This is a genomic window from Guggenheimella bovis (assembly GCF_054492335.1).
Map to the genome: position 1 here is coordinate 621,383 of NZ_JBQWTF010000001.1, position 23,866 is coordinate 645,248.

20 protein-coding genes and 1 riboswitch are annotated in these 23,866 nt (G+C 41.8%); of the genes, 3 read left to right on the plus strand and 17 right to left on the minus strand.

Translation table 11 applies throughout. The features are described from left to right. Window positions 1–8 precede the first annotated feature (8 nt). Genes ACUB3H_RS03225 through metG form a run of 5 tightly spaced genes read right to left on the minus strand, consistent with a single transcriptional unit; the run spans window position 9 to window position 4,671 of the window. Window positions 9–719 (minus strand): thioredoxin family protein, encoded by a 711-nt coding sequence (locus tag ACUB3H_RS03225; RefSeq protein ID WP_459129214.1) that lies wholly within the window; start codon window positions 717–719, stop codon window positions 9–11. Continuing rightward, the gene (rsmA, locus tag ACUB3H_RS03230; RefSeq protein WP_459129215.1) at window positions 716–1,525 is read right to left on the minus strand and encodes a 16S rRNA (adenine(1518)-N(6)/adenine(1519)-N(6))-dimethyltransferase RsmA; all 810 of its coding nucleotides are present in this window, start codon (window positions 1,523–1,525) and stop codon (window positions 716–718) included. The genes ACUB3H_RS03225 and rsmA overlap by 4 nt, the downstream gene beginning before the upstream one ends. After that, entirely contained in the window at window positions 1,500–2,048 is a 549-nt protein-coding gene (gene rnmV / locus ACUB3H_RS03235) for a ribonuclease M5 (protein ID WP_459129216.1), read from the minus strand. The genes rsmA and rnmV overlap by 26 nt, the downstream gene beginning before the upstream one ends. Next, window positions 2,036–2,797: a TatD family hydrolase gene (locus tag ACUB3H_RS03240; protein ID WP_459129217.1), complete on the minus strand. Its 762-nt coding sequence runs from the start codon at window positions 2,795–2,797 to the stop codon at window positions 2,036–2,038. Before ACUB3H_RS03240 ends, rnmV begins: the two co-directional genes overlap by 13 nt. After that, window positions 2,797–4,671, minus strand: coding sequence for a methionine--tRNA ligase (gene metG / locus ACUB3H_RS03245; RefSeq protein ID WP_459129218.1), 1,875 nt, complete (start codon window positions 4,669–4,671; stop codon window positions 2,797–2,799). Before metG ends, ACUB3H_RS03240 begins: the two co-directional genes overlap by 1 nt. A 277-nt stretch (window positions 4,672–4,948) precedes the next feature. Between metG and ACUB3H_RS03250 the strand changes: the two genes are divergently transcribed. After that, window positions 4,949–5,287, plus strand: a complete 339-nt coding sequence (locus tag ACUB3H_RS03250; RefSeq protein ID WP_459129219.1) for a YxiG family protein — start codon at window positions 4,949–4,951, stop codon at window positions 5,285–5,287. Here the strand turns inward: ACUB3H_RS03250 and ACUB3H_RS03255 are convergent. After that, window positions 5,264–5,566, minus strand: a complete 303-nt coding sequence (locus ACUB3H_RS03255; protein ID WP_459129220.1) for a GIY-YIG nuclease family protein — start codon at window positions 5,564–5,566, stop codon at window positions 5,264–5,266. The genes ACUB3H_RS03250 and ACUB3H_RS03255 overlap by 24 nt on opposite strands. On the opposite strand from ACUB3H_RS03255, the gene lpdA reads away from it, so the two are divergent. Both lpdA and ACUB3H_RS03265 read left to right on the plus strand, forming a co-directional pair. Then, a complete protein-coding gene (lpdA, locus tag ACUB3H_RS03260; protein WP_459129221.1) occupies window positions 5,553–6,911 on the plus strand; it encodes a dihydrolipoyl dehydrogenase in 1,359 nt (452 codons plus the stop codon). The genes ACUB3H_RS03255 and lpdA overlap by 14 nt on opposite strands. 12 nt (window positions 6,912–6,923) lie before the next feature. Next, a complete protein-coding gene (locus ACUB3H_RS03265) occupies window positions 6,924–7,190 on the plus strand; it encodes a hypothetical protein (RefSeq protein WP_459129222.1) in 267 nt (88 codons plus the stop codon). 128 nt (window positions 7,191–7,318) lie between these two features. Here the strand turns inward: ACUB3H_RS03265 and ACUB3H_RS03270 are convergent, their stop codons facing one another. From ACUB3H_RS03270 to ACUB3H_RS03320, 11 genes are read right to left on the minus strand one after another with little or no spacing between them, the layout of a single operon-like run. Then, window positions 7,319–7,948: a precorrin-8X methylmutase gene (locus ACUB3H_RS03270; protein ID WP_459129223.1), complete on the minus strand. Its 630-nt coding sequence runs from the start codon at window positions 7,946–7,948 to the stop codon at window positions 7,319–7,321. A 1-nt stretch (window position 7,949) separates the two neighbouring features. After that, on the minus strand, window positions 7,950–8,690 hold the full coding sequence (locus tag ACUB3H_RS03275) for an ABC transporter permease (RefSeq protein ID WP_459129224.1): 741 nt from the start codon (window positions 8,688–8,690) through the stop codon (window positions 7,950–7,952). Then, window positions 8,687–9,538 carry an ABC transporter ATP-binding protein gene (locus ACUB3H_RS03280; RefSeq protein ID WP_459129225.1) on the minus strand — a complete coding sequence of 284 codons (852 nt, stop codon included), beginning with the start codon at window positions 9,536–9,538 and terminating at the stop codon, window positions 8,687–8,689. Before ACUB3H_RS03280 ends, ACUB3H_RS03275 begins: the two co-directional genes overlap by 4 nt. Continuing rightward, entirely contained in the window at window positions 9,538–13,230 is a 3,693-nt protein-coding gene (gene cobN / locus ACUB3H_RS03285; RefSeq protein WP_459129226.1) for a cobaltochelatase subunit CobN, read from the minus strand. Before cobN ends, ACUB3H_RS03280 begins: the two co-directional genes overlap by 1 nt. Further along, on the minus strand, window positions 13,227–14,243 hold the full coding sequence (locus tag ACUB3H_RS03290) for a radical SAM protein (protein WP_459129227.1): 1,017 nt from the start codon (window positions 14,241–14,243) through the stop codon (window positions 13,227–13,229). The genes cobN and ACUB3H_RS03290 overlap by 4 nt, the downstream gene beginning before the upstream one ends. Next, complete coding sequence (locus ACUB3H_RS03295) at window positions 14,201–17,323, minus strand: cobaltochelatase subunit CobN (RefSeq protein WP_459129228.1); 3,123 nt, start codon at window positions 17,321–17,323, stop codon at window positions 14,201–14,203. Before ACUB3H_RS03295 ends, ACUB3H_RS03290 begins: the two co-directional genes overlap by 43 nt. Then, a complete protein-coding gene (locus tag ACUB3H_RS03300; RefSeq protein WP_459129229.1) occupies window positions 17,323–19,251 on the minus strand; it encodes a VWA domain-containing protein in 1,929 nt (642 codons plus the stop codon). The genes ACUB3H_RS03295 and ACUB3H_RS03300 overlap by 1 nt, the downstream gene beginning before the upstream one ends. Further along, window positions 19,196–20,209, minus strand: coding sequence for an ATP-binding protein (locus ACUB3H_RS03305; RefSeq protein WP_459129230.1), 1,014 nt, complete (start codon window positions 20,207–20,209; stop codon window positions 19,196–19,198). Before ACUB3H_RS03305 ends, ACUB3H_RS03300 begins: the two co-directional genes overlap by 56 nt. Further along, complete coding sequence (locus ACUB3H_RS03310; protein WP_459129231.1) at window positions 20,181–21,338, minus strand: ABC transporter ATP-binding protein; 1,158 nt, start codon at window positions 21,336–21,338, stop codon at window positions 20,181–20,183. The genes ACUB3H_RS03305 and ACUB3H_RS03310 overlap by 29 nt, the downstream gene beginning before the upstream one ends. A gap of 8 nt (window positions 21,339–21,346) precedes the next feature. Continuing rightward, on the minus strand, window positions 21,347–22,378 hold the full coding sequence (locus ACUB3H_RS03315; RefSeq protein WP_459129232.1) for a FecCD family ABC transporter permease: 1,032 nt from the start codon (window positions 22,376–22,378) through the stop codon (window positions 21,347–21,349). Between the two features lie 14 nt (window positions 22,379–22,392). Beyond that, window positions 22,393–23,562 carry an ABC transporter substrate-binding protein gene (locus tag ACUB3H_RS03320; protein WP_459129233.1) on the minus strand — a complete coding sequence of 390 codons (1,170 nt, stop codon included), beginning with the start codon at window positions 23,560–23,562 and terminating at the stop codon, window positions 22,393–22,395. Window positions 23,563–23,672: 110 nt separating this feature from the next. Continuing rightward, a riboswitch (cobalamin riboswitch) is annotated at window positions 23,673–23,843 on the minus strand. Between the last annotated feature and the right edge of the window lie 23 nt (window positions 23,844–23,866).

Here is a 23,866-nt window from a genome sequence, read left to right on the forward strand (position 1 = left end):
AGCTTCGATTAATTCGAAGCTCTTTTCTTTCCAAAGCGTTTCCATAAGAGAATGAGGATGGTAAAAATATTTAATCCTAGTAGAGCGTATTGAAAGAATGCGGGACTCTCAAAGAGGGTCAGTCCCCTTCTAGAGAACATGAACGACTCTACCTCGCGGTGGTAACTTACAAAAGCACTAATAATAACAGCTAAGACTGTGAGGAAACCATAGGTAAATGGATCTTCTGTAGTTTTTAAATGAAGAGCATAGATGAAAAGAGCAACGGTTAGAAGAGCGAGGAGAAGGTATCCACCTCGAAAGGATTGTTTTAAAAAGTCATTTTCCTCCTCATTACTTAAGTAGGAATCGATCTCTTGTTCGGTGAGGTTTTCTACACCATTTACTGCAACGAGTCTCGAAACGACGACGCCGTCTTTTACTCGAAGAAGCGTCGGAACTTCTTCGACTTTAATCTTCTCGAAGACTTCTCCTTTATCAGTGTGTTCCCTAAACGCATCGGTGTCATAGCGATAGATCTCTAGGGATGGATGCTTTTTTAATACGTTTTCTAGTAAGGGTTTCATACGCACACAGTCGGGACAAGTGTCTCTAGCAAAGAGAATCAGTTTCTCTCCCGTGAGCGCTTCCTTGGGTTCCTTTAGATTTTGAATCCCTTCAGCAAAGGCCGGCATCGCAAGAAGTAAAAGGCTTAGCATGAGTAATAGTAGCTTTTTCATCTTTCCTCCATCAAGGTCTTTGTGAGTAGCGTGTATTCCTCTAAAGATAACGTCTCTGCCCTTCTCGTAGGATCAATGGACGCTTTTTCGAGTGCGACTTTCGCATTCGGAAAGCTCGAGGACAGGGAGTTTAAGATTGTCTTTCTTCGCTTCGAAAAAGCGGCCTTTACGACGGGAATGATTTCCTTTGTAGCTTTTTTATTCGGAGTAATTCGTACGACAGCACTGTCGACACCTGGTACAGGATGAAAGCAGTTTCTGCTTACGCCAAAGAGAATTTCAATATCTGAAAAAGCACTGGCGACGACCGTTAGGACACCGTACTCCTTCGTTCCAGGAGGAGAAGCGAGCCGTTCTGCCACTTCCTTTTGCATCATAAAGACGAGTCGGTCGTATTCGAGGTCACTTTCGATAAAGTGCATGAGAATCGGCGATGTGATGTAGTACGGAAGATTCGCTACAACCTTCACCCCTTTGGGAAAGGTCATAGGGTCGATCTTTAGGATGTCTCCCTCGATGATCTTCAAGTGATTCGGAAGCGTATTCTGAAGCATCTCACTTAAATCTCTATCGATCTCGACAGCCGTCAAAGAATCGACTCGGTCGAGGAGTCGTTCTGTAAGGGCTCCCATACCAGGACCGATTTCAAGCACCTGATCTTCTCTCTTAAGGTCTAGCCCATCTAAGATGTTTTCTACAATGTTTCCATCGATTAAGAAGTTTTGACCAAAGTGCTTTCGAGCCTTTAAATTGTGGAAGTTGAGTAGCTCACGGAGGAAGCTAGGATTCGTTCGTTGATAGTTCACTTAATTTCTCCAGAAACTCTTGGCGCGTGACGCCATAGTGGTTTAAGCGCTTCAAAAACTGCTTGCTGTTACCGTAGCCGATGCCAAGGAGGCTTCCCAGTTTATCTCGTCTCGCACTCGCTTGCTCGGAGCCACTTAAATCGTAGTGTATGAGATCGCTTTGAGAGAACTCGTTCGTCTCTTCATGAAGCGTTCTTACCCTTGAAAGCGCATTGAGAATCGATTCGCACGATGCGTTTTCTACCCCGATGTCATCTCCCTTCGTTCCTTCTTCACGAGAGATGAATGCGTGTTTGGCCTTAGGAAAGCGCTCGGAAAGCTTCTTTCTAATGCGCTCCCCCGACTGGTCAGGATCGGTAAAGATGATGATTCCCTTCGTTTCGTAGGCAAACTTCACCTGCTTCATGACATGGTTTGCCATGCCGAAGCCGTGGACCTCTATGACTTCGCAAGGAACACAGCGAAGGATATTAATTTTATCGTCGCGGCCTTCGACCACGATCGTCTCTTTTATCGTCTGCAAAAGAACCTCTCTGCGTTCTTATAAGTCGTCTCTTCTAAGAGTTCTCGGTCCATCTCGCGAAGAAGTGCGATCTCATCTAAGATGTAGCGGACCTTTGTGGGGTCATTTCGCTTTCCTCGAAAGGGAGTAGGCGTCAAGTAAGGTGAATCCGTCTCTACAAGAAGTCTTTCTAAGGGAATTCCTGCTGCAACGCGCTTCGGCTCCTTGGAGTTTTTAAACGTCACAGGACCCCCTAGGGAAATGTAGGCACCGCGCTCTATGTATTCCATCGCCCACTCTAGAGACCCACTGTAACTATGAAGAACGACACCCGTTTCATAGCTTCCGACTTCATCAAGGATCTTTCTTACGTCTTGATGGGCCTCGCGGTCGTGAATGAGGACGGGAAGCTTATGCTTTTTAGCAATTTCAAGCTGTGCTTTAAAGAGCTCTTGCTGCTCTTTCCAGTCGTCTGTGGTCCAGTGGTAGTCGAGACCGATCTCACCGACTGCGATCGGACGGTAGCGTAGGATCATGTCTTCGAGCTTCTGTACATCCTTTAGCTCTTGTACTTCCGAGGGATGGATGCCAAAGGCGATCTCAAAGACGTCATAACGCTCTTTAAGCTCGATGAGTCCTTCCCACTCCTTCATACTTACAGCCGGAAGGAGAACCTTTCCTACGCCTTCTTTTGAAAAGCTTTCGATGAGCGTTTCAAGGTCTTCTTGAAATGCTTCATCGTTTAAATGGGCATGTGTATCGTAGATCATTAGCCGATTTCACTTCCTGAAGGAAGCGTCGCTTCGATCATGCGAACGTCTTCTCCATATTCTTCTGCAATGAGCATGCCAAAGCTTTCGACACCTCTGAGCTTAGCAGGTTTTAAGTTCGCTACGAGAACAAGCTTCATACCTACGAGCTCTTCTTTTTTATAATAGGCCTTAATGCCACTTACGACCGTTCGCTCGCTCTTACCGACGCGTACCTTTAGGACGTAGAGTCGATCAGCTTTAGGGTGATCCTCTACAGAAAGCACTTCACAGACTCTGAGGTCGATCTTTTCAAAGTCGTCAAAGGTGATCTCTGGTTTAAAGGTCTCCTTCTCCTCTTCTTCCTCTTCGATCGCTTCGAGGCGTTCAAAGAGTACGACAGGTTCAAGAACGGTAAGCTCTTCTAATTCACCGAATGTAGCGCTTTCGTAGCTCGTCTTTTTCGTCTGTAGCTCATCGAGCATCTTCTTTGAAGTGCTTGGTAAGAAGGGACGGATGAGAATGGCAAGAAGACGTAAGCATTCTGTCAATACATAGAGAACCGTTTTTAGGCGCTCTTGTTTTTCAGGATCTTTTGAAAGCACCCAAGGTGTCGTATCGTCGATGTACTTGTTGCACTTTTTCGCAAATTCGATGACATCTTCTAAGGCATTTGCCACATGATAGCGGTCGAAGTCTTCTTCATATTCGGCTTTCATAGCTTCAAATGCTTTTATGAGTTCTTTATCGACTGCTTCAAAGTCTGAACCCTTTTGAACCTTACCAGCAAAATACTTATGGCTCATGGCAAGGGTGCGGTTAAAGAGGTTACCGAGGATATTCGATAGGTCCATGTTGGTTCGGGTGACGATGCTCTCTGGTGTGAGGTCGCCGTCGTCTGCAAAAGGAATGTCTCGAAGGAGAACGTAGCGCACGCGGTCTAAGCCAAAGCGCTCAACGAGGTCTTTAGCGTAGAGCGTATTTCCGATGGTCTTACTCATCTTTCCACCGTTTGCTAGAACCCATGGATGACCATAGATGTGCTTTGGTAGCTCTAGTCCTAGTGCATGTAGGAAGATCGGCCAGTAGATCGTATGGAAGCGAATGATATCCTTTCCTACGACTTGTAGATCAGCTGGCCAGAGATTTTTGAATAGCTCTCCGCTTTCACCCTCTGCCTTGTAGTCGATAGCAGAGATGTAGTTTGTGAGCGCATCGAGCCACACGTAGACGACGTGTCCTGGGTCAAATTCTACTGGAATTCCCCAGTCAAAGCTCGTTCTCGAAACACAGAGATCCTTTAGTCCTGGCTTTAGGAAGTTATTGATCATTTCCTTTTTGCGGCTTTCAGGGCTAATGAATTCAGGATGATCTTCAAAGTACTTTAAAAGCCAATCCTGATACTTACTTAAACGGAAGAAGTAAGCCTCTTCCTTACTCTCTTGAACAGGATCTCCACACTCGGGACAATGGCCATTTTCCACCTGAGTATCGGTATAGAACGACTCACAGTGTGTGCAGTAGTGACCTTCGTAGTAACCCTTGTAGATGTCTCCCTGATCGTAAAACTTCTTAAAAATAGCCTTTACGACTTCTTCGTGCTTGGGATCCGTCGTACGGATAAACTGATCGTAGCTCACTTCCATCGTATCCCAGATGGACTGAACTTCTTTCGCGATGATATCTACGTGTTCCTTTGGTGTGCGGTTGTTCTTCTTCGCTTCGGTCTCGATCTTTTCTCCGTGTTCATCTGTTCCTGTTAAGAAATAGACGTCATAGCCACGCTCTCTCTTATAGCGAGCGATGGCGTCTGTGAGTACTGCTTCGTACGTATTTCCAATGTGCGGAATTTTAGAGGTATAAGCGATCGCCGTCGTAATGTAAAATTTTTCCACGAGTTCCTCCTTTAGAAAATAAAAAGTGGCTCCTTCGCTAGGGGCGAAAAAGCCACGGTACCACCCTAATTGTTTCTTTATGAGCGATAACGTGCTCACACGTACAGACTCCAGAGCCATCTTCACCCGAATCCCCACGCTACCTTTCACCGTCTGTAGCTCGCTTATAGAGGTTCTTTCGAGATCTCTTTCCTTCCCAGTCTGTACAAAAATTTTATCAAACGGACCCCGTCTTGTCAAACGCTCTCATTCATGTTATAAGAGTACGGAGGTTAACATGCTACAAGAACTTTTAGAAACCATCCATACAAAAGACATCAAAGACGTCACCTTGGATTTAAAGCATCAGACGATTGAGCTTAAGCTCACAGACTCTGAGACCATTCGCTTCGAAGGTGTAAAGAGCTTCTTCTATACAGATGAAGGATCCTTATCGAATGAAAAGCTTCATCCGATCATCTATGACCGTCAAGGCTTCGATGCAAGCTTTGAAAGAAGCCCCTTAGGAACGTGTCCTAACATTTCTCTAACGGTAAAGGATCTATCCATTCTCTTAGAAGCCAAGCAAATTCGTATACGAGGAGAGCTCTTCTTACTCCAAGGAGTGAGAAACTAGAGCCTCCTTCTTTTCTTTAGGCAGTTTTTTAATAAAAGCTTCTCTTTTTTTCGCTTCACTTGAATCGGAGTACATTTCAAGATACACTAGCTTTAGACGATGCTTTGAACGAGTATATTTCGCTCCCTTTTTATCACAGTGAGCTCGGTAGCGTTTATCAATATCATTGGTCCAACCAGTGTATAGACTCCCATCATGGCAGCGTAACATATAGACGTAATTCATAAAAAAAGTATAGCATAAATCAAATTCCCTAGGAGGAACTATGAAGGATCTCATTATTATCGGCGGTGGACCAGCAGGTTACACAGGAGCCCTAAAGGCACACTTAAAAGGACTCGACGTCACGGTCATTGAAAGAGACCGCCTGGGAGGCACGTGCTTAAACCGCGGTTGCATTCCTACAAAGGCTCTTGTAAAAAACGCTGAGGTCATTCGAAGCTTTCGTGAAAGAGAGCACTATGGCATTCTTTCAGAGGACTTTACGATCGACTACAGTAAGGTGAAGGAACGCAAAGACAACGCCGTAGAGACGCTCGTAAAGGGCTTAGAGGGACTCTTTCAGGGAAAGAAGATTGAAGTCATAAAGGGCGACGCCAAGTTCATCGATCAACAAACGATTGAAGTAAACGGTGAAAAGCTTCAAGCCAAGAACTTTATCATCGCGACAGGTTCTGTTCCTCAGATTGCAAACTTTGAAGGATCCGATCTTGAAGGACTCATGACGAGTGACGATGCCTTAGAATTACAGGAACTTCCTAAGAGTCTAACGATCTTAGGTGGTGGCGTCATCGCCTGTGAATTTGCTTCAATTTTTAATGCTCTCGGTGTCGAGGTGTCACTCGTCGCATCAAAGATCGTTAAAAGAGAAGATGAAGAGATTCAAAAGCGTCTAGCACTCTTCTTTAAAAAGCAAGGAATCAAGCTCTATGTAGGAGCAAGACATAGTAAAGTAGAAAAGACAGAAAACGGCTACAAGACCACCTTCCCCACAAAGAAGGGTGATGGCGAAGTTGAAACAGAAGCTGTCCTCGTAGCAACGGGAAGAATGCCCAATATTGAATCTTTAGGGCTCGATAATGCCGGGTTAAAGTATGATACGAAGGGTATTATAGTCAATACGAATTACGAGACAAATATTCCCCATATCTATGCCTGCGGTGACTGTACCAATACGATAGAACTTGCACATGTAGCGAGTGCAGAGTGTGAAGCCATCATCGATATCATCACAGGGAAAGATACAACAATCGATTACCGCTACATTCCAAACTGTACCTTTACGTATCCTGAGATCGCTTCTGTAGGACTTACAGAAGCTGAACTTAAGGAACAAGGTATACCCTACGAAGCCACCAAATCGAACTTCATCGCAAACGGAAAAGCCGTTGCCATGAGCGAAACAGACGGCTTTGTAAAGGTTCTCTCCAGCCCCGATGGACTGCTCCTAGGAGTACACATCATCGGCATCGGAGCGAGCGAACTCATAGCAGAAGCAACGCTTGCAATGAAAAATAACATTTCAGGCGAAGCGATAATAGGAACGATTCACGCCCACCCAACCTTACCTGAGGCTTTTAAAGAAGCAGTCGAAGCTTTTATTGAGCCCATCCATCAAATTTAGAAATGAGGAAATATGAAAGAAACATTGATCCAATTTACACTGCTGGACTTACTCCTAGCCATTCTGATCATTGCTGCCATCGTACTCATCATTACAGCGATTCGAATTCTTTTACAAGTACTAAAAGTAATGAAAGAAAATCGCCCACAAATCGATGGAATTTTAAGTAGTGCCCCAGGCATTGCCCAAAACGTAGAAAAGATCACTGGACTCGTATCCAAGGGTGTCGACGGTGCCTATAAAGGTGCTATGGGTGTGGTCGAAAAGTTCAAGAAATAATGATCGCAAAAATGGACCTCGGTAGGAGGTCCATTTGATTTGTACGTAAAAGATGAAGTTTCATTGGAGATTTAGAGAAAACGAAACCTCCTATCTTTCTCAATACCCTTTCTTTTTCGAATTTTAGCTTAACCACGAGTAATCATGTACATTAGTGCATTCACTATGGAAGCAGCGACATTACTACCACCTTTTCTTCCTCGATTTACGATAAACGGCACATCGAGCTCCATGATCAGTTCCTTGGAATACACAACATTTACAAATCCTACCGGTACTCCTATAATCAGTTCCGGTTTCAATGTGCCTGATCGAACTAAGTTATCTATTTCAATGAGTGCTGTAGGAGCATTCCCAATGGCGTAGATAACAGGTCCATTGATTGATGCTGATTTTTTCATGCTCTCGATAGCTCTTGTGGAGGCATTTTTAAGAGCTGCTTCTTTGATGTCATTATCTCCAATGTAACAAACAGCCTGTCCATTGAGCACAGAAAGCGCTTCTTTGTTAATTCCACTCAGGCACATTGTGGTATCTGTTACAATCGTTGCTCCCTTTTTCAAAGCATCTAGAGCTCTTTCTAATACTCCTTTGGAAAAGGAAAGTGTGCTAGCATATTCAAAATCTGCAGTCGTGTGAATCACTCTCTTTATGATAGGTGCAAGAGATTCATCGATAGGCGTGTCAAGCTCTTTAGATATTATTTCAAAGCTCTTTTTTTCGATATCCATCGGAAGCATACGTTCTAATTCTTTCATGTTAAAAATCCTTTCTTCTGTGAATGACTACATTTGAAATCATAATAAACACCAAAGCATATATGACTAGAATAAGTATGCTAACGGGGTTCACATGTTCTCCATATGCAATAGCTCGAAGCGAACTAGATGTATGAGTCAATGGCAATAATTGAATCAAGCGTTGTACCATAAGTGGAGTCTCATCGAGCGGAAAGAAGGTGTTACATAGGAAAGTCATTGGAGTGATAAGAAAAGTTGACACGCGGGAAGCATCCGCATGGGACTCTGCAATAATTGCAGCCAAGACCCCCATGGATCCGAAGATCAATCCATTTAAAACCATTATCATTAGAAATAAGGGAGTCAGTGCCATTTTCAATCCAAAAGGAAGAGCGAGTAAGAATATGATTAATCCACTATAAACTCCTCGAAGAGATCCTCCAAGAGATTGGCCCAAGACATACTCATAGAGAGAAGTCGGTGAAATAATGACTTGCTCAAAGGAATGTTCAAATAATCTCTGAACATTTAGTGTCGTAGCAACAGCAGAAAAGCTATTGTTCATCGTTGTCATGGCGATGATTCCTGGCACTAAAAACTCTATGTATTGATGGCCTTCAATTTTGGCCATTCTTCCTAACCCCCAGCCAAGAGCTATCATATAAAGCAAGGGAGTTACCATAGAAGCTAATGTAATTCTTTTCCATTCGAACTTAAACTCAATCCATTTCTCCCAAAGAGCTGTTCTTATTCCATTCATGACCTAGCCTCCAAACATTTACCAACTTGTGAAATGAACACGTCCTCTAGGGTTGTATTACGGATCACGAAATTTTCCTGGAGAGTCGATGCGTATTGAAGGGCTAATTCATGGCTCTTAAAGAATGACGAGCTCGTTGAGTCCCCATTAAATGAATCAACAGCAACTTTTCCGATCTCCGAAATGAGAACTTTAGGTGAATCGATGCGTTGACAATTTCCTTTTTCAATTAGTGCGACTCTCTCACATAGATACTCTGCTTCGTCAATATAATGAGTCGTTAGTAGAATTGTCATACCGCTTTCATTGAGTTTCTTCAACAAATCCCACATCTGCCTTCTAGCAAAAGGATCAAGCCCGACAGTTGGCTCATCTAATATGAGGATTTCAGGGTTGGTAAGTAGTCCTCTACAGAGCATTAGCTTACGCTTCATCCCCCCTGAAAGCTTTCGACAAATTTTTTGACGATGATCATAAAGATCCACAAATTCGAGGAGCTCAGCTGTTTTTTCTTTTATGATAGACTTCTTCATACCGTAAAGGCGTCCTTGAAGTTCCATAATTTCTAAGGGCGTCATATTGGAACGAAGAGAATATTCTTGAGTAATCATGGACAGCTTGCGTTTTGTTTGATTGTCTGTTCTCGAGATTTTTTTCCCGTCAATCACGATTTCGCCACTATTAGGTGTTAATAGCGTTGAGAGGAGCTTAATAAGAGTCGTCTTTCCCGCTCCATTTGGTCCTAGAAGTCCAAAAAACTCCCCACTATTCATTGTTAGCGAAAGATCTTTTATGGCAAATACATTAGCCCCTGGATACTTCAAAGAAATATTTTTAATTTCAATCATTATGCCTCCAAGAGTCCCTCTGCCTTCAGGTAGATGGACTGTAACTGTTCCTTGGTCTCTGTGGAAGCTTGCCACATTCCTCTCTGGTCTGCCTCAAGCAGTTTTCCTGATACATCGTGGACTACACCAGGGTTCACTGACTCTATCCACTCACGGGTTTCTTTGTCGAAAAGGAAGCGACTTGCGATACCTTCAAACATCCAATCTTTGCCTACATCAGCCGATGCAGCCCAACCGAAGAAGGAATCAACAGCCTTAGAAATTTCTTGTGCACCCTTTACATCATGCCGCTTTAACCCTTCAAGCCACTTCGGGTTAAGAATACGTGATCTCATAATACGAGCGGTTTCTTGATTTGTATCTCGAACGACAGGCAAGTCAGGGTTATCACTATGGCCCGTTAAACTGATGGGCTTTTGCCCTGATTGACTTCGTACACAGGCAATCAAACCACCGTGATAAGAATAATAGTCATCACTCGATAGCATGTCCGTTTCAATCGTTGACTCATTCTTTATTGTCATTTTGACAGTTGACAAACGGTGATTGAAGACATCCTTCATGGGAAGTCCATGTAGATTTCTAGAATAGGCATTTGAGCTCCAAGTGGAATAAACATCAGAGATGTCATTGTAATCATTCCAATTTTTATTTTCTATGAGATGACTTACACCTGCCCCATATCCACCTGTTGGACAACCAAAAATTCTCGCATAGGCCTGATCAAGTGCTTGACTTTCTGGAATACCACTTTGTAAGAATTTCTCCAAATCTTCCTCGAAGTGTTTTTTAATGAAGTTCATCTCGTGTGGTTCATCAAGAGAACAAACAAGCTGAACGGCATCATCCATCAAATCGATTAAATTCGGATAGAGATCTCTAAATAAACCTGAAATTCGAAGTATGACATCGATGCGGGGTCTTTTTAATTCCTCCAAAGGGATCGCCTCAACTCCAATCACTCGAGAAGTTCCAGGAATGAATTTAGGACGCACTCCCATCAAAGAAAAAATCTCTCCAAAATCTTCTCCGTTCGTTTTAATCACATTTCCGGACCATATGACCATCGCAATGCTCTCAGGGAACTCTCCTCGCTCATTCATATAGTGTTCTATGGATAAGTTAGCTAACTTTTCACCAATTAGGTAAGCACTCCTCGATGGAATCATCGTAGGATCACCAGCATAGAAGTTACGCCCTGAAGGTAGCAATTGTACATTTCCTCTAGTCGGATTACCTCCTAAACCGGGAGAAATAAACTCTCCTTCAAATCCACGAAGTAGATTACTCAGCTCATCACCAGATCGTCGTATCCTCGGAACGACCTCATCACAAACATATCGAAGCGTGTTTCGAAGTGGTTCCAAATCACCTTGAAAGGAATCTAGCGGAATGTTCGAATCTTTAAACTCATTCTCACTAAGAGCATCGATGAGAAGCTTTGCTCGTTCCACTGCTTGATCATAGATCACACTATTTAATTGACCATCTGTCATTCCACTGGGGTTCTCTTTAATAGAAAGTGGATAACCCTGAGCAAGAAGTATGGCGTCATTCAAACCTAAGACCGATTCATTTTGAACACGGACCATCATACGTGTCAGGTTATTTAGCAACTTTCCTTCAGGGACCTGCCCCAAAATATGTAGACCGTCGGTTACAACAGAGTTTTTAAGCTCTTCTAACCACATATGTATCGCATCGATCGATCTCATGGGATGTTCAAAAAATTCTTCTTCGCTTAAATGAATGTCACTCAATAGCTCCGTCTTCTTTGCGAGATTTAATATTTTTCCTTCAAGAATTGCCGTTTGACCGGTCTTTTTCTGCACACTGTCATAATACTCTTTCAGTAATTCTTCGAGTTCTTCTGTCCCCTCATAGGTTCCACTATCATCCATTGAAGGTGGCAAATGGTCTAGAATGACTGCACCGCTCCTTCGCTTTGCCTGAATGCCTTCCCCCACGATACCCATATGATAAATATAGTAATGAGGCAATGTACCAAGAGCGATACTCGGATAGCAGGACTGGCTCATTCCAACTTCTTTTCCAGGAAGCCATTCAACAGTTCCATGAGTTCCTACATGTAAAATGGCATCTGCATGAAACTCATCCTCAATCCAACGATAATAGGCTAAATAACTATAGGGCGGAGAAAATACTGCGCTATGGTAGATTTCATCAGCTTTCTCATCAAACGCCCTTGAAGGTTGAATTCCGATAAAGAAATCTCCATTGATGATTCCAGGAACTAGTATCTTATCATTCTCGACAAGAATTTTTCCTGGGAATTTACCCCAGTCTTTTTCAAGCTCATCTTTTACCTTTTGAGTCAATGGCCCATACCATCTTCGAAGTGTGTCTTTATCTAATAAGGCCACACTCCGATGAACCATCTCCTCTGAAGAGATGAAACGGTGATCGTTCGTTAAACCGTTAAAAATAGCTTCTGCAAGATCTTGAGATGAATCATACTTCGTCTCGAGCTGGTATCCTTTCTTTTGAAGTTCATTGAGAATCCTTCGAACAGATTCAAATGTATCTAATCCTAACCCCCGGCCAATGTTGTGGTTACCTGGAAGATTATGGAAAATAACAGCAATTTTTTTCTTTTTCTTCTTTCTCAATTTGGCATAATTCAAAGCAAGAGCGACAACCTTTTCAACTCGTTCTTCTAATGGAATCCAAATTTTTCTCGTGAGCTCACCATCCTCTGAACGGTTGCTAGAAGCATAGGGAACCGTGATGATTTGACCGTCCATTTCCGTTTGAAAGACATTCGAAACCATACTCATCATATCGATTCCTTGTGGAAGGGATTCGTATTGCTTCAAGTCGTAATTTGTAGACAAAGCTTTCAAGACTGGAACATTATACTTCTCGAAAATGCTCCACTCGTATTCCCCACTATAAGGCCTCTGAACGTTAAAGGCTGTCTGAGAAAACCCTGCCAAAGTAATAATGCAATCCACAATGACATTTTTATCCTTTAAAAAATATCGATCTAATGGATAACTCACCTCAGAATGATAATTTGAGACGAAAGCAGCGATGACAAACGCACCTTGCTGTTTAAGTGTTCGAATGAGATAATCCACTGCTTTCGTATTTTTTGTAAATAAGTGTTGACGTTGTAGTAGCACGCCAATAACCGGCAAATCGCTTGGAACCGTTTCGAGAAAAGATCTTTCCTCTTCTAATGTCAGGACTTTCCCCTCGTGATAAATGCCAAATTCACAGAGATCATCGTATGGCTCTACGGTTTCTTCTAACCCAAAAAAACGGACCAACGATAGTTTAAGAAGTCTGTAAATGTTTTCTTCTGTAGGCCTAGTAAAGTATTCAGAAAGTTCACGATATTGAGCTGGATTCAGATTACTAATGCTACAATACTCCTGAACCTCTTCAGCCACAGATGAGACAAAAAATTTGGGGGATTTCTCAGGTAAAGTATGAAAAAAACCATCAAAATCGTATAAATTCTGACAACCTGTATGAAAATAAATGAATGCAAAATCGCTATCCTTAGATTCATTGATCATTTCATCATATAGTTCAGGCTTCATTCGAAGCTCAAAGGGAGAATACACAACCCCACGAACCCAATCGTATTCTCTTTCTAAACGTTTTATTGCTTTCTTAAAAAAGAACAAACGATCATCAGTCTCTACTAGACAAAGAAATTTCATTCAATACTCCTTTTTATCCAATACTGGTGAAGAAGACAGTCACTCTCCTCTTTTGAAGCAGGACACCCTCCTAAGCACAGTTTAAAAACATCACATTCTCTGCATTTTCCCTCTGGCATAGCAGAAAAGCTTGAGTGAATACCCGAAAAAACATTTCCGAGTAAATGCTCATCTTGAATGAGAGAGGAACAAGGATACAGATCTCCTTTAAAGTCAACAGTTATCGATTCCCCTGTCGTTGCATTACAGTAATGCATCGGGAAAAAATTCCCTTTGATTTTTCTACGGATTTTTTCCATTTCCCGTACATGGATCTTTACTCCAAGTTTTTCAAGCGATTGGACTTCGTGTAAAAAACGATCAAGATCTCTCTGTAGATGTTCTTTCTCTACCTCTAAATCAGTTCCTTTCGCTCTCCCTATAGGACGCAAAACATCGAAACCAATCCCCTTTACATTTCCTAAATAAGCAAGAACATCCACAAACTCACTTAAGTGGCTTTGATTGGCTCGGGTTAAAACGAGATTTACATTACAACAAACCCCTTCATCTCTTAGAGCTTTGATTCCATCGATTACTTTAGAATATGAACTTTCTCCAGAAGGAAACACACGTAAACTATTTGCTTCACCTATGCCATCTAAGCTCACACCTACGGCAATATTGTGCTCTCTTAATCTTCTAGCCATTTGCCTATCTATTAATGTGGCATTCGTCTGCACACTATAGCTTGCTCGTTTATTATTTTTTTCGATATAGGAAATAATCTCCATCATTCGATCAATTTCTAACAACGGCTCCCCGCCTGTGAATTGTATAGAAAAAGGTCCATGTGTCAAAAAGCGATCGATCGCTTCTTTGGCGATAGAGAAGTCCATTCGGCCTTTCTGAGTCCGCTCGGCATAACAGTATGCGCAGGCTAAATTGCAATAATCAGTTAATCGAAACACGACAGAATGGATCATTCTTCTTAAAACAACTCCTTTTTTAGCTCTGAGATGCGCTCGTTCCATTCAGTAACCTGCTCATATGAAACGATTTCTACAGTTCCTCCTTGAACCTCACCCATACCATTCATGGTATCCTCCAAATCTCCCTCGACTTTTAAATAAGCATGCTTTAGACGAGATAAAACATCTTCATCACCCGACCATTTGTTGCGGTCATGCAACTCTAAAAAACGGCGATTAGACTCCTCGTATGCAAAGGGGTTTTCTTGACGAAACCAATCTTGGAAATCTTTATTAAGTAACACTGATTTGACGACCTCATCCAGTTCATCATTACTGAAATCCTCGTGTATACACTGCATATCGAATAGATTTTGAATTCGGTTCATGATTTCACTCGCTCCGTAATAATTCTGAGCTTTTTGATCCTTTAGCCAATCTTCATTTAGAAGAGTACGCTTAAGTCCATCTTTTACATGCTGTTGAAGCGTTTTAATAGCTATCAAACCTTTTGAGTTCTCGACGATCAACGACTGACTTCTTTGGAGTCCCATCGATTCTTTCGCTATTGCAATTCCACCTAGCATTCGAGAAGAGTATGAGCTTTTCAGTTGATCCGATGAATCGGCACTTTTTATATCAAAGCATGTTTCGATTTTCTGAATGTTCTCTATGAAACAATCTGGTCGCTGATTCCCTTTTCCGTATCTTCCATAGCTAAATGAATTCGAATCAATAAAATAGCTAGCCAAATCCGTTTCATCATTCCAAGCAGATGCCTTTAAAGCTAAACCGATACTATTTGTGTAAGTACCTGGACGTCCTCCGAAAATTCGATGAATCTCTTTGTTTTTTTGTGACTTCAAATTTTTCTTCAAGAAATTATTCTCATCCGCTTCATCAAGCGATGCGCAAAGAATGATAGCCTCATCTAATAAATCAATCATCGTAGGCCAAATATCACGGAACAAACTAGAAATCGTTGTCGTCACATCCATCCTTGGATGGATTAACTGATCCTCTGGAATCTCTTTAAGGCCTATCACCGTCCCGTTTAAATCGTATTCAGGTCGAATCCCCATGAGAGCTAACATCGTACTTATCTGTTCTCCACCCGTTCTCGTAATATCGAGAGCGATGAGATTAATCGCCAATTTATTGGGATATTTTCCAGTTTCTTCTAAATGCTGATCTAGTAATTTCTGTGCAATCATCTCCCCTTTTAAATAGGCTTCTCTCGTAGGTATCTTATCTGCCCTTAAGGCATAAATATTGGTTCCCGTCTGAAACGGTAAATCTTCTACACCTCCGCCTGGACCTGGCTTTATATAGCTTCCATTTAAAGCTTCTACCAGTGACTTTAATTCGTTTTCATTTAATTCGTGAAGTGCTCCATCCGTTGGAATATGATCGATCAGCGTGGCATAGCTACGTCTCTTTGCCAAAAGTGCGGAAGGAATAGAAGAACTATTCACTAGATAAAAATGGGGTAGTGATCCTATCGTTTGATCGCTAAAACAGGAACTCGATAACATGGATTGCTTTCCTGGCAAATATTCTAAGCTACCATGAGTTCCAAAATGAATTACTGCATGGACACCTTGCGTTTCTAAGTATCGATAGGTGGCAAAATATTGGTGCGTACAGGGTGTAGAAGGATCTTGGAGAATTTTACATACTTCTCCAGTACATTTCGCACCGAAGCAGCCTCTCTTTGGTTGAATGAGAAGATAGACATTTCCAAAACGGAGGCCTGTGATAACAATTTTTCCATTAAGAACCATGGCTTCGCCAGGAGGAATGGACCAAGAATTTATCATCTTGCTTTGGGAAGATTTTGGAAGAAGTGAAAAGTGCTTTTGGTACTCTTCGAGGTCCATTTGATATAAATCGCCCATAGAGTCTACAATATCCTCTACTGAAGTCCAGCGAAAATCACTAAACGCTTTCCTCTCGAGAATCAGCTCCTTTAGCGCTTGTCCCGTCTGAGGAAAACCACTGACATCATAATGTTCCTTTTCTAGGAGCCTTAAAAAAGAAACGACTGAATCAAAAGTTAGGAGTCCTGATGCTTTACCTAACGTAGCTTCTATTCCTGAACATACTGGGCTATTTAATACAATCGCAAGTTTCTTCTGAGAGTTCTTTGTATTTCTAAGTCGGATTATATTCGCGACACGATCGCAGAGCCTTTCGATTCGATCTGGAATCGGATCATGAGATTTAGATCCATTTTTTACTCCAATCATGACTGGCTCGATCAAACCCATGAGTTCTGGAATGTCATAAAACAGTGTTTGTTCAATCGATGTCGCTCCAGAAGAATTTTCCCAGTCAAAAGCCGTTTGAGAATTGCTCACTAATGGACGAATAACAGGAAGATTTCTCTTTTGATAATAAGATACAAGCCTGTCGAACAGTGAATCTTCTGTTCCTTCCGCTGAACCAAAGGCAAGAAAATTTATGAAGCAGTGAATACGGTACTTCTCACTTATGGGCAAGAATTTTTCAATCGCTTCTGTCATCGAAAGCGATCCTAATTCCAAATCCGATCGCGCTGTCGTGAATACTTTAATAACTCCTATACCTCTAGCATTAAAGGCTTCTTCAAGTGCCGTTTCAATTTGAGTGTCACCGCCCAAATATCGGGACCTGTATTGAATGATTCCTACAAAATCGGTAAATTCAGAATTGTCTCTTTGTATAAAATCTTCAAAAGAGGTATCGATTCCGTGTTCTGAATAAATTCCGTCGAATGGAACCTGTATTGGTTCATCCGGACACGGTGTGCTGAGAAGTAAATGGCGAACATAATGAATCAGCCCTACCAGATTCTCAAAGCAAGGAGAATTAGCATATTCGTTAATTCGTCTCTCTTGATCCATCGTAAGTGTCGAAATTCCAGCCTTTAAGTTTTCTAATCCAATAGGACCTACGAGAGGAATCCTTTCTAACGCTTCTTTTCCTAATAGTTCACCGTGATGTCCGTGATCTCTCGAAACAAGTGCTGCATCAAATGAATGTAAATTGTTACTATTCGTTAGTGCACGTGAAGAAAGAAATACTGCATCGTCTCCCGTGAAATCAAGGGCTCTTCGAAGAGTTTGGTTCTCCCACTCATTTCCAATAAACAATAACTTCATTAAGATTCCTTTCGATAAAATGAGACTACATTCCTCATCTTCGAGCTCTTAAGATCGTAAACTTTAAAATAGTCCGCATTCATACGCAATGAGATCTTTTTTGCTAGTTGGAATGAAAGAAAATCATTTTCTGTATCGATTACAACCGCTGGAATTTTAGAGTTTCGAATGAGATCTGCTGAGGAAAGCGCATCTTCAACTGGGTCTCCTAAAATACCGCTATTTGCTCTGCCATCTGTAACCAAAACAAGAAGAGGCATCATATCTGGATCTTTCCTTTTTCTCGCGACCAGTAATTCCCATGCCTTATGTATCCCTTTGGCAAGTGGTGTTCTGCCTCCCGTAGGAAGTTCCTGAAGCTCTTTCGAAGCTAGATCAACACTCGATGTGATAGGAAGCAGAACCTCGGCGTCATTTTTACGAAATGCGACGAGTCCCACTTTATCTCGCTTTTGATAAGAATCCATAAGTAAACTCATGATCGCCTCTTTCGTCTCTTTCATGCGCTTTTTGGCTCCCATCGAGCCACTCGCATCTACGACAAAAACAATTGTGAGACCCAGTTTATTCTCTCTCTTTTTGTAGCGAAGATCATCATCACGAATAGTGATTGCCATGCCGTTTTTAGGACGATCGTATTGTTTTACTGCGGCAGCACGAAGAGTCGCATCCAGTGCTATATCGCGTTCACCATTCTCATTGGATATCGTAAATCCAGCGTAACGCCCCTTATTCACGCTGCTATATGTCTTCTTTCTGTGTCCCGTGCCTTTTCTCTTTAGTCGATCACGAAAACCAGTAGGAAGTGGTTTCGTTTCGTAGATTTCTTCTCCGTAAACGAGATCTTCTTTGATCGTTTGACTTTGGTCTTCAATCGTTGACTCTTGGGAATCAATCTCTAACTCTTCCTCATCTCCTGTTCTCGTCTGATTAGAATCCTCTTCGATATCGACGCCAGGACTTTTGGAATCGTCCTGAGGTTTTGTTTCCTTCTCCCGATTCTCATTTGATTGTTCTTCTTGCTGATTATTTTGATCGACATTACGTCTTCTATGTGGAAGAACAAATTCACAGGCTTCCTTAATGTCAGAAGCTGTTAAATAAGAACGCAAATCTAATGCGGCAATAGCTGCTGCTGTCCTTATCAATAAGATTTCGGCGCGGTTTCCTTCCACATTTGCTTTGTTAGCAAATACCGAAGCTAAGCGCCTCATGGGTTCGCTGACCACCAATTTTTGGTGGACTATTTGAGCCTCTTTGAGGAGATGTTTTAGCTTTTCTTCTCGATCATGATACTCAGAAAGAAATTTGTTGGGATTTTCTTCAAACGAAATCCTTCTTTTGATAATTTCAGTACGAATCTCAACATCTTCTTCTCCTTCGACATTTACAAAAAGACCAAATTTATCGAGTAATTGAGGACGTAACCCTCCTTCTTCAGGATTCATTGTTCCAATTAAAATAAATTCTGAAGGGTGAGAATAGCTAATTCCCTCTCTTTCTACAATGTTTTCCCCCGCAGCTAGCGTCGTGACGATAATCTGCGATAAACTATCGTTCAAGAGATTGATCTCATCGACATAAAGAATTTCTCCGTGACATCGAGAGAACACTCCTGGCATAAAAACTGTTTCTTTAGCTCCTAATGTCTTAACGAAATCGATGCCTCCAACAAGCATGTCTTCTGTCGCATTAAGAGGTAGTGTAATCACTTTCTTCTCACTGAGGTCGGCGAGACTTCTAACAATAGTTGATTTTCCCGTCCCTTTTTGACCACTGATTAACACTCCTCCAATGCGTGGATCGATGAGATTGAGTAATAAGGCCCGTTTCAGTCGATCTTGCTTTACAATAGCTGTAAATGGATATGCCTTAGAGAACATCGAATAGGCCTTTCCAATCGAAGTCTTCAATATTTGATTCTTCAAAGGGAAGTCTTCGCATACGATGAGGTAAAACTAATTTGGCGCACTGGATCAGGTGATCAAGAGTCACCTCACTCGTTCCCATATAAGCAGCGAGAGTAGCGCCCGTTTTTAATAGCGTAATATCTGCTCGATGTCCATCGACTCCAAGCTCTGCTCCAATTTTCGCAGCTTCTCTAAAACGCTCATCAGGAATATGTATAGTAGGTAGAGCATCTTGCGCCCTTTTAATGGCTAATTTTAATGATTCATCGGCTTCACGAAAAGCTTCGTAAAATTTAGATGGATTGGATTCAAATTCCATGCGTCTCTTAATGAGCTCACTTCTTTGTTCGATATTCTGTTCGCCTTTGACCTCTACAACTAAGCCAAAGCGGTCTAAGAGTTGAGGCCTTAAATCGCCTTCTTCTGGATTCATCGTGCCCACAAGAACAAAACGCGCTGGATGAGAATAACTTACGCCCTCTCGCTCAATTGTATTCACCCCCATTGCAGCGCTATCTAAGAGAATGTCGACAATATGATCGTCCAAGAGATTGATTTCATCAACATAAAGAATGTTTCCATTCGCTTCTGCGAGAATACCAGGTTCAAACTCCTTTTCCCCTTCTCTTATCGCTTTTTCAATATTTAAAGATCCCACTACGCGATCTTCCGTTGCACTGATTGGGAGTTCTATCACTCGTCTCGTGTACTTTCCGAGAACTTTGGTGTCTAGTTTCTGGCATTCTTCACAGAAATCGATATCATCGAAGCGGCAATGAAATTTACACCCTTTAACGACATCGACCTCATCCATCAATTCGCAAAGACCACGTACGGCAGTACTTTTAGCTGTTCCTTTTTCACCGCGTATGAGTACACCACCAATTTTAGGATTGATCAAATTTAATATAAGTGCCAACTTCATATCCTCTTGTCCTACAATTGCACTAAATGGATACGTTATTTTTTTCTTCATGATTCCCCCTATATTGTGTTTTTATTACTTCAGAAATCGTCTGAAATACGGGCTTACCTAACTTCAAAGCATAATCCCTTAGCTCGTCTTGAAATTGATTATATTCGCCTACTTCAACCCCAACATCGAGGACGCAGGGGCATCCATTAATGATTTCCTTTGCACGCTGAAGGGCCACCTGCTCCACTGGGCAAAATGCTTTCGTAAGAACCATATCCGAACTTAAAAATTTAGCAACCTGACAGTCGACGTCGTTTGAAAATAGGATGCCTGTGGCGAAGGGGATGCGGTGCTTTTGAAGGACTCGGTAAGCGCGAATACCTTTTCCCATTCCACCTAGGATGAATACTCTTGGTTTTCCCGAAGTTCGATGAAGCTCGATGGAGCCAAACATGCTGTTATAACTACCTTTTTCAAGCCCATAGAGTGATTGGACCATTTCATCTGAAAAAATCTCTTCCGGATTTCCTGCCACTCGAATGCAATCGCCTTTGATACAGATGACTGTGTCACTTATTTTTGCTGCTAGATCAATTTCATGCAGGCTCATGATGACTGCAACATCCTTCTCTGTAGCCATTCTTCGAAGGATATCTAAAAGCTCCACCTTATGGCGAATATCTAAAAAGCTTGTTGGCTCATCTAAAACAATGATCGATGGCTCCTGACAAATCGCTCGGGCGAGTAAAATGCGCTGCCGTTGTCCATCGCTGATATCTGTAAAGGGCTTGTCGGCTAACTCTAAGCCCTTCACCATTTTTAGACTTTCTTGAACGACGCGCTCATCTTCTGATGTGATCTTTCCAAAATGATTCGTATAAGGATACCTCCCCATACTTACGACCTCTTTACAAGTCATGAGGTCAGGATTGATTCGATCCGTTAGCATAACAGAAAGCTTTTTTGCTAACTCCTTATTCGAGCACTTTAGGATATTTTCACTGTCTATCGTTACCACACCACCAATTTCTTCAAGGTGCTTCGTTATCGTCTTTAAAATCGTCGACTTACCCGATCCATTGGGACCTATGAGAGTCATAATTTTCCCTTTTTCAACGGATAAGTTGATATCTTGAATTAAAATGTTTCCGTGATAGCCCACGGATAAATCCTTGGTTTCAAAATACATAGCATCTCCTATTGCTCAGCTGCACGACGTTTTAGCATAAGAAAAATCACAATGGGAGCTCCGAAAGCACTCGTCACCGTCCCAATAGCAAGCTCCGTTGGAGCAAAAGCAGTTCTGGCTATCAAATCACAGAACAAGCAGAAGACAGCTCCTGTAATAAAAGTAGTTGGAACAATTACTTTGGGATTTGAAGTTTTCATAAGTAATTTCGCTACCTGTGGAATTGCGATTCCTACAAAAGATATCGGCCCAGCAAAGGCTGTTACACAAGCTGATAAAATACTTGAAAAGGTAATCAAAGCCAATCGAAAAAGCTTGATGTTAACGCCCATACTCATGGCATAACCTTCTCCTAGCTGAAACGCATTCATCGGCTTCGAGATCAGTATGGAACAGAGAAGCGTAATAAATACAATGATCGAAGATAGCTTAACTGTCCCCCAGCTTGCTCCGTTAAAGCTTCCCATCGACCAGCTTGTTAGATTCGCAATATCCGTATCTTTAGCAAAGGCTATCGTAAAGTCTGTCACGGAAGAGCAAACATAACCAATCATAATACCTATCACCAAGAGCATCGGCATACTTCTCGCAAATTGAGAGAAAAAAAGCACCACAGCCATAACAAGAAGTGAGCCAATAAAAGCACTTAGCACCAATGTATATGGTGGAACATTCTTGTACTCTCCAAGTACAAAGACGATGACAAGGCCGACGATCATCTTTGCACCTGAAGAAATACCTAAGACGAACGGCCCAGCGATCGGGTTTCGGAAAAAGGTTTGAAGTAATAATCCCGATACGCTGAGCGCTCCGCCAAGTACTGTAGCTAGTAGAAGCCTTGGGAGTCGAAGTCTCCAAATAACATTACTCACGGTACTTCCGTGATCTTCGTTAAAAAATATGGTACGAAAAATCTTAACGAATGGAATAGACGCACTACCTGAGTTAATATTTAGTACAACCCCAACTATAAATAGAAGGAGTAGCAAAGAGAGTACGATGTGATAGCGCAGAAAATGATGATCATTTTTTGTTGCCAAAACAAATCTCCTCTCTAATGCAATTTTTTCATCGTTCTAGTTTCTTCTAAATCTGGATTTGAGATGACATCATGCATATCTTTGATCATGTTCGCAAGATTTACGATGTCTTGCGTGTATGAGGATGAAGTGATGTATAATCTTCCTTCTTTCACCGCTTTGAACTCTTTAAATAGATCATTTATTGCGTAGAAATCATCAATGTTCTTAACTTGGTCTTTAAAGTAGTTTAGATAGAATACGATATCCGCATCCTTACATCTCGTGTAAACTTCTTCGTAGTTCATTTTTTCGAGACCACTCTTTTGAGGATTCACATCCTTCATGATATACTCACCACCGGCAAGCTCTATCATTTTGGCCATGTAATCACCGCCATTGCGAGCACTTACAGTATTATTCGTTGGGCTCACATAGAACATAGCCACGGTTTTTCCGCTCTTAGGAACTTTCGATACCTCTTCGACCTTCTTTACGGAATCTAAAAAGAACTCATTGGCTTCTTTCTCTTTGTCTACAATGGCACCTATGAGCTTGATCCATTCGACTTTTCCTAGTGGATGGCCTTCCTTCGAGGAGGTTTCGATAATTACAGGAATTCCTAACTCTTCATATTTCTTTTGGATTTCTGGTTTTGAACTAAGCATGGTCGTATCGATCTCTAAATCAATGTTTAAACCTGTTAGCGTCTCAAAATCAGGTGCGCTATAACTTCCAGCAAATTTGATCTTGCCAGATTCAACTCGCTTTTTGATCTCATCGACAAACCACTTTTTGGCAGGAGTCCCAGTGGAAGCGACGCGATCTAGTCCGCCTATTGCATCACAGAGAGCGGCCATTCCAGTACTTACCATATGTATTCTTTGAATTGGAGCTTTTAAAATAACAACATCGCCATCTAGGCTAGACGGAGCTTCTTTTCCTTCTGGTACCAGGAGAAATTTTTTGTCAGGAGCACTACTTACGGTAAACATCTTGTAGCCATCTTTGTAATGAGTTAGCGTAAAATTTTTAGCGTAAAGGAGCTCTTCTTCGTGATCTAAAACTAATTCTGAATTCACTTCTTTTACAGGTTCGGAACTCGAAGTGCTTTCTGTAGTCGGCACGTCTCCCTTAGGTGTACAGCTCACTAAAAGAGTGAGAATGAGTAATAGACTAATCGTTCGTTTGAAAAATTGTTTCATGAATTCCCTTCTTTCTTATTCGGTCGAAAAGGGAAAAAAAAGACAATGGATAAAATCCACTGTCGGCTCATTGAAAATAAAACTTGCTTTTCCACATTTCCCACCGAAAGTGTTGGCATTGCAGATTAGCAGGTCTCCTGACTTAACATCAACCGATAACTCTCCTTCCCAGTTTCCCAGTGGCATCATGAGTCATCGTCCGTTTACAGTAGCGGGGGCTGTTGTGGATTCTCACCACATTCCCTTTTAAAACTTACGTTACAAATCTACTACGTTATTAATTTATATTATGAGGATAGCTTGC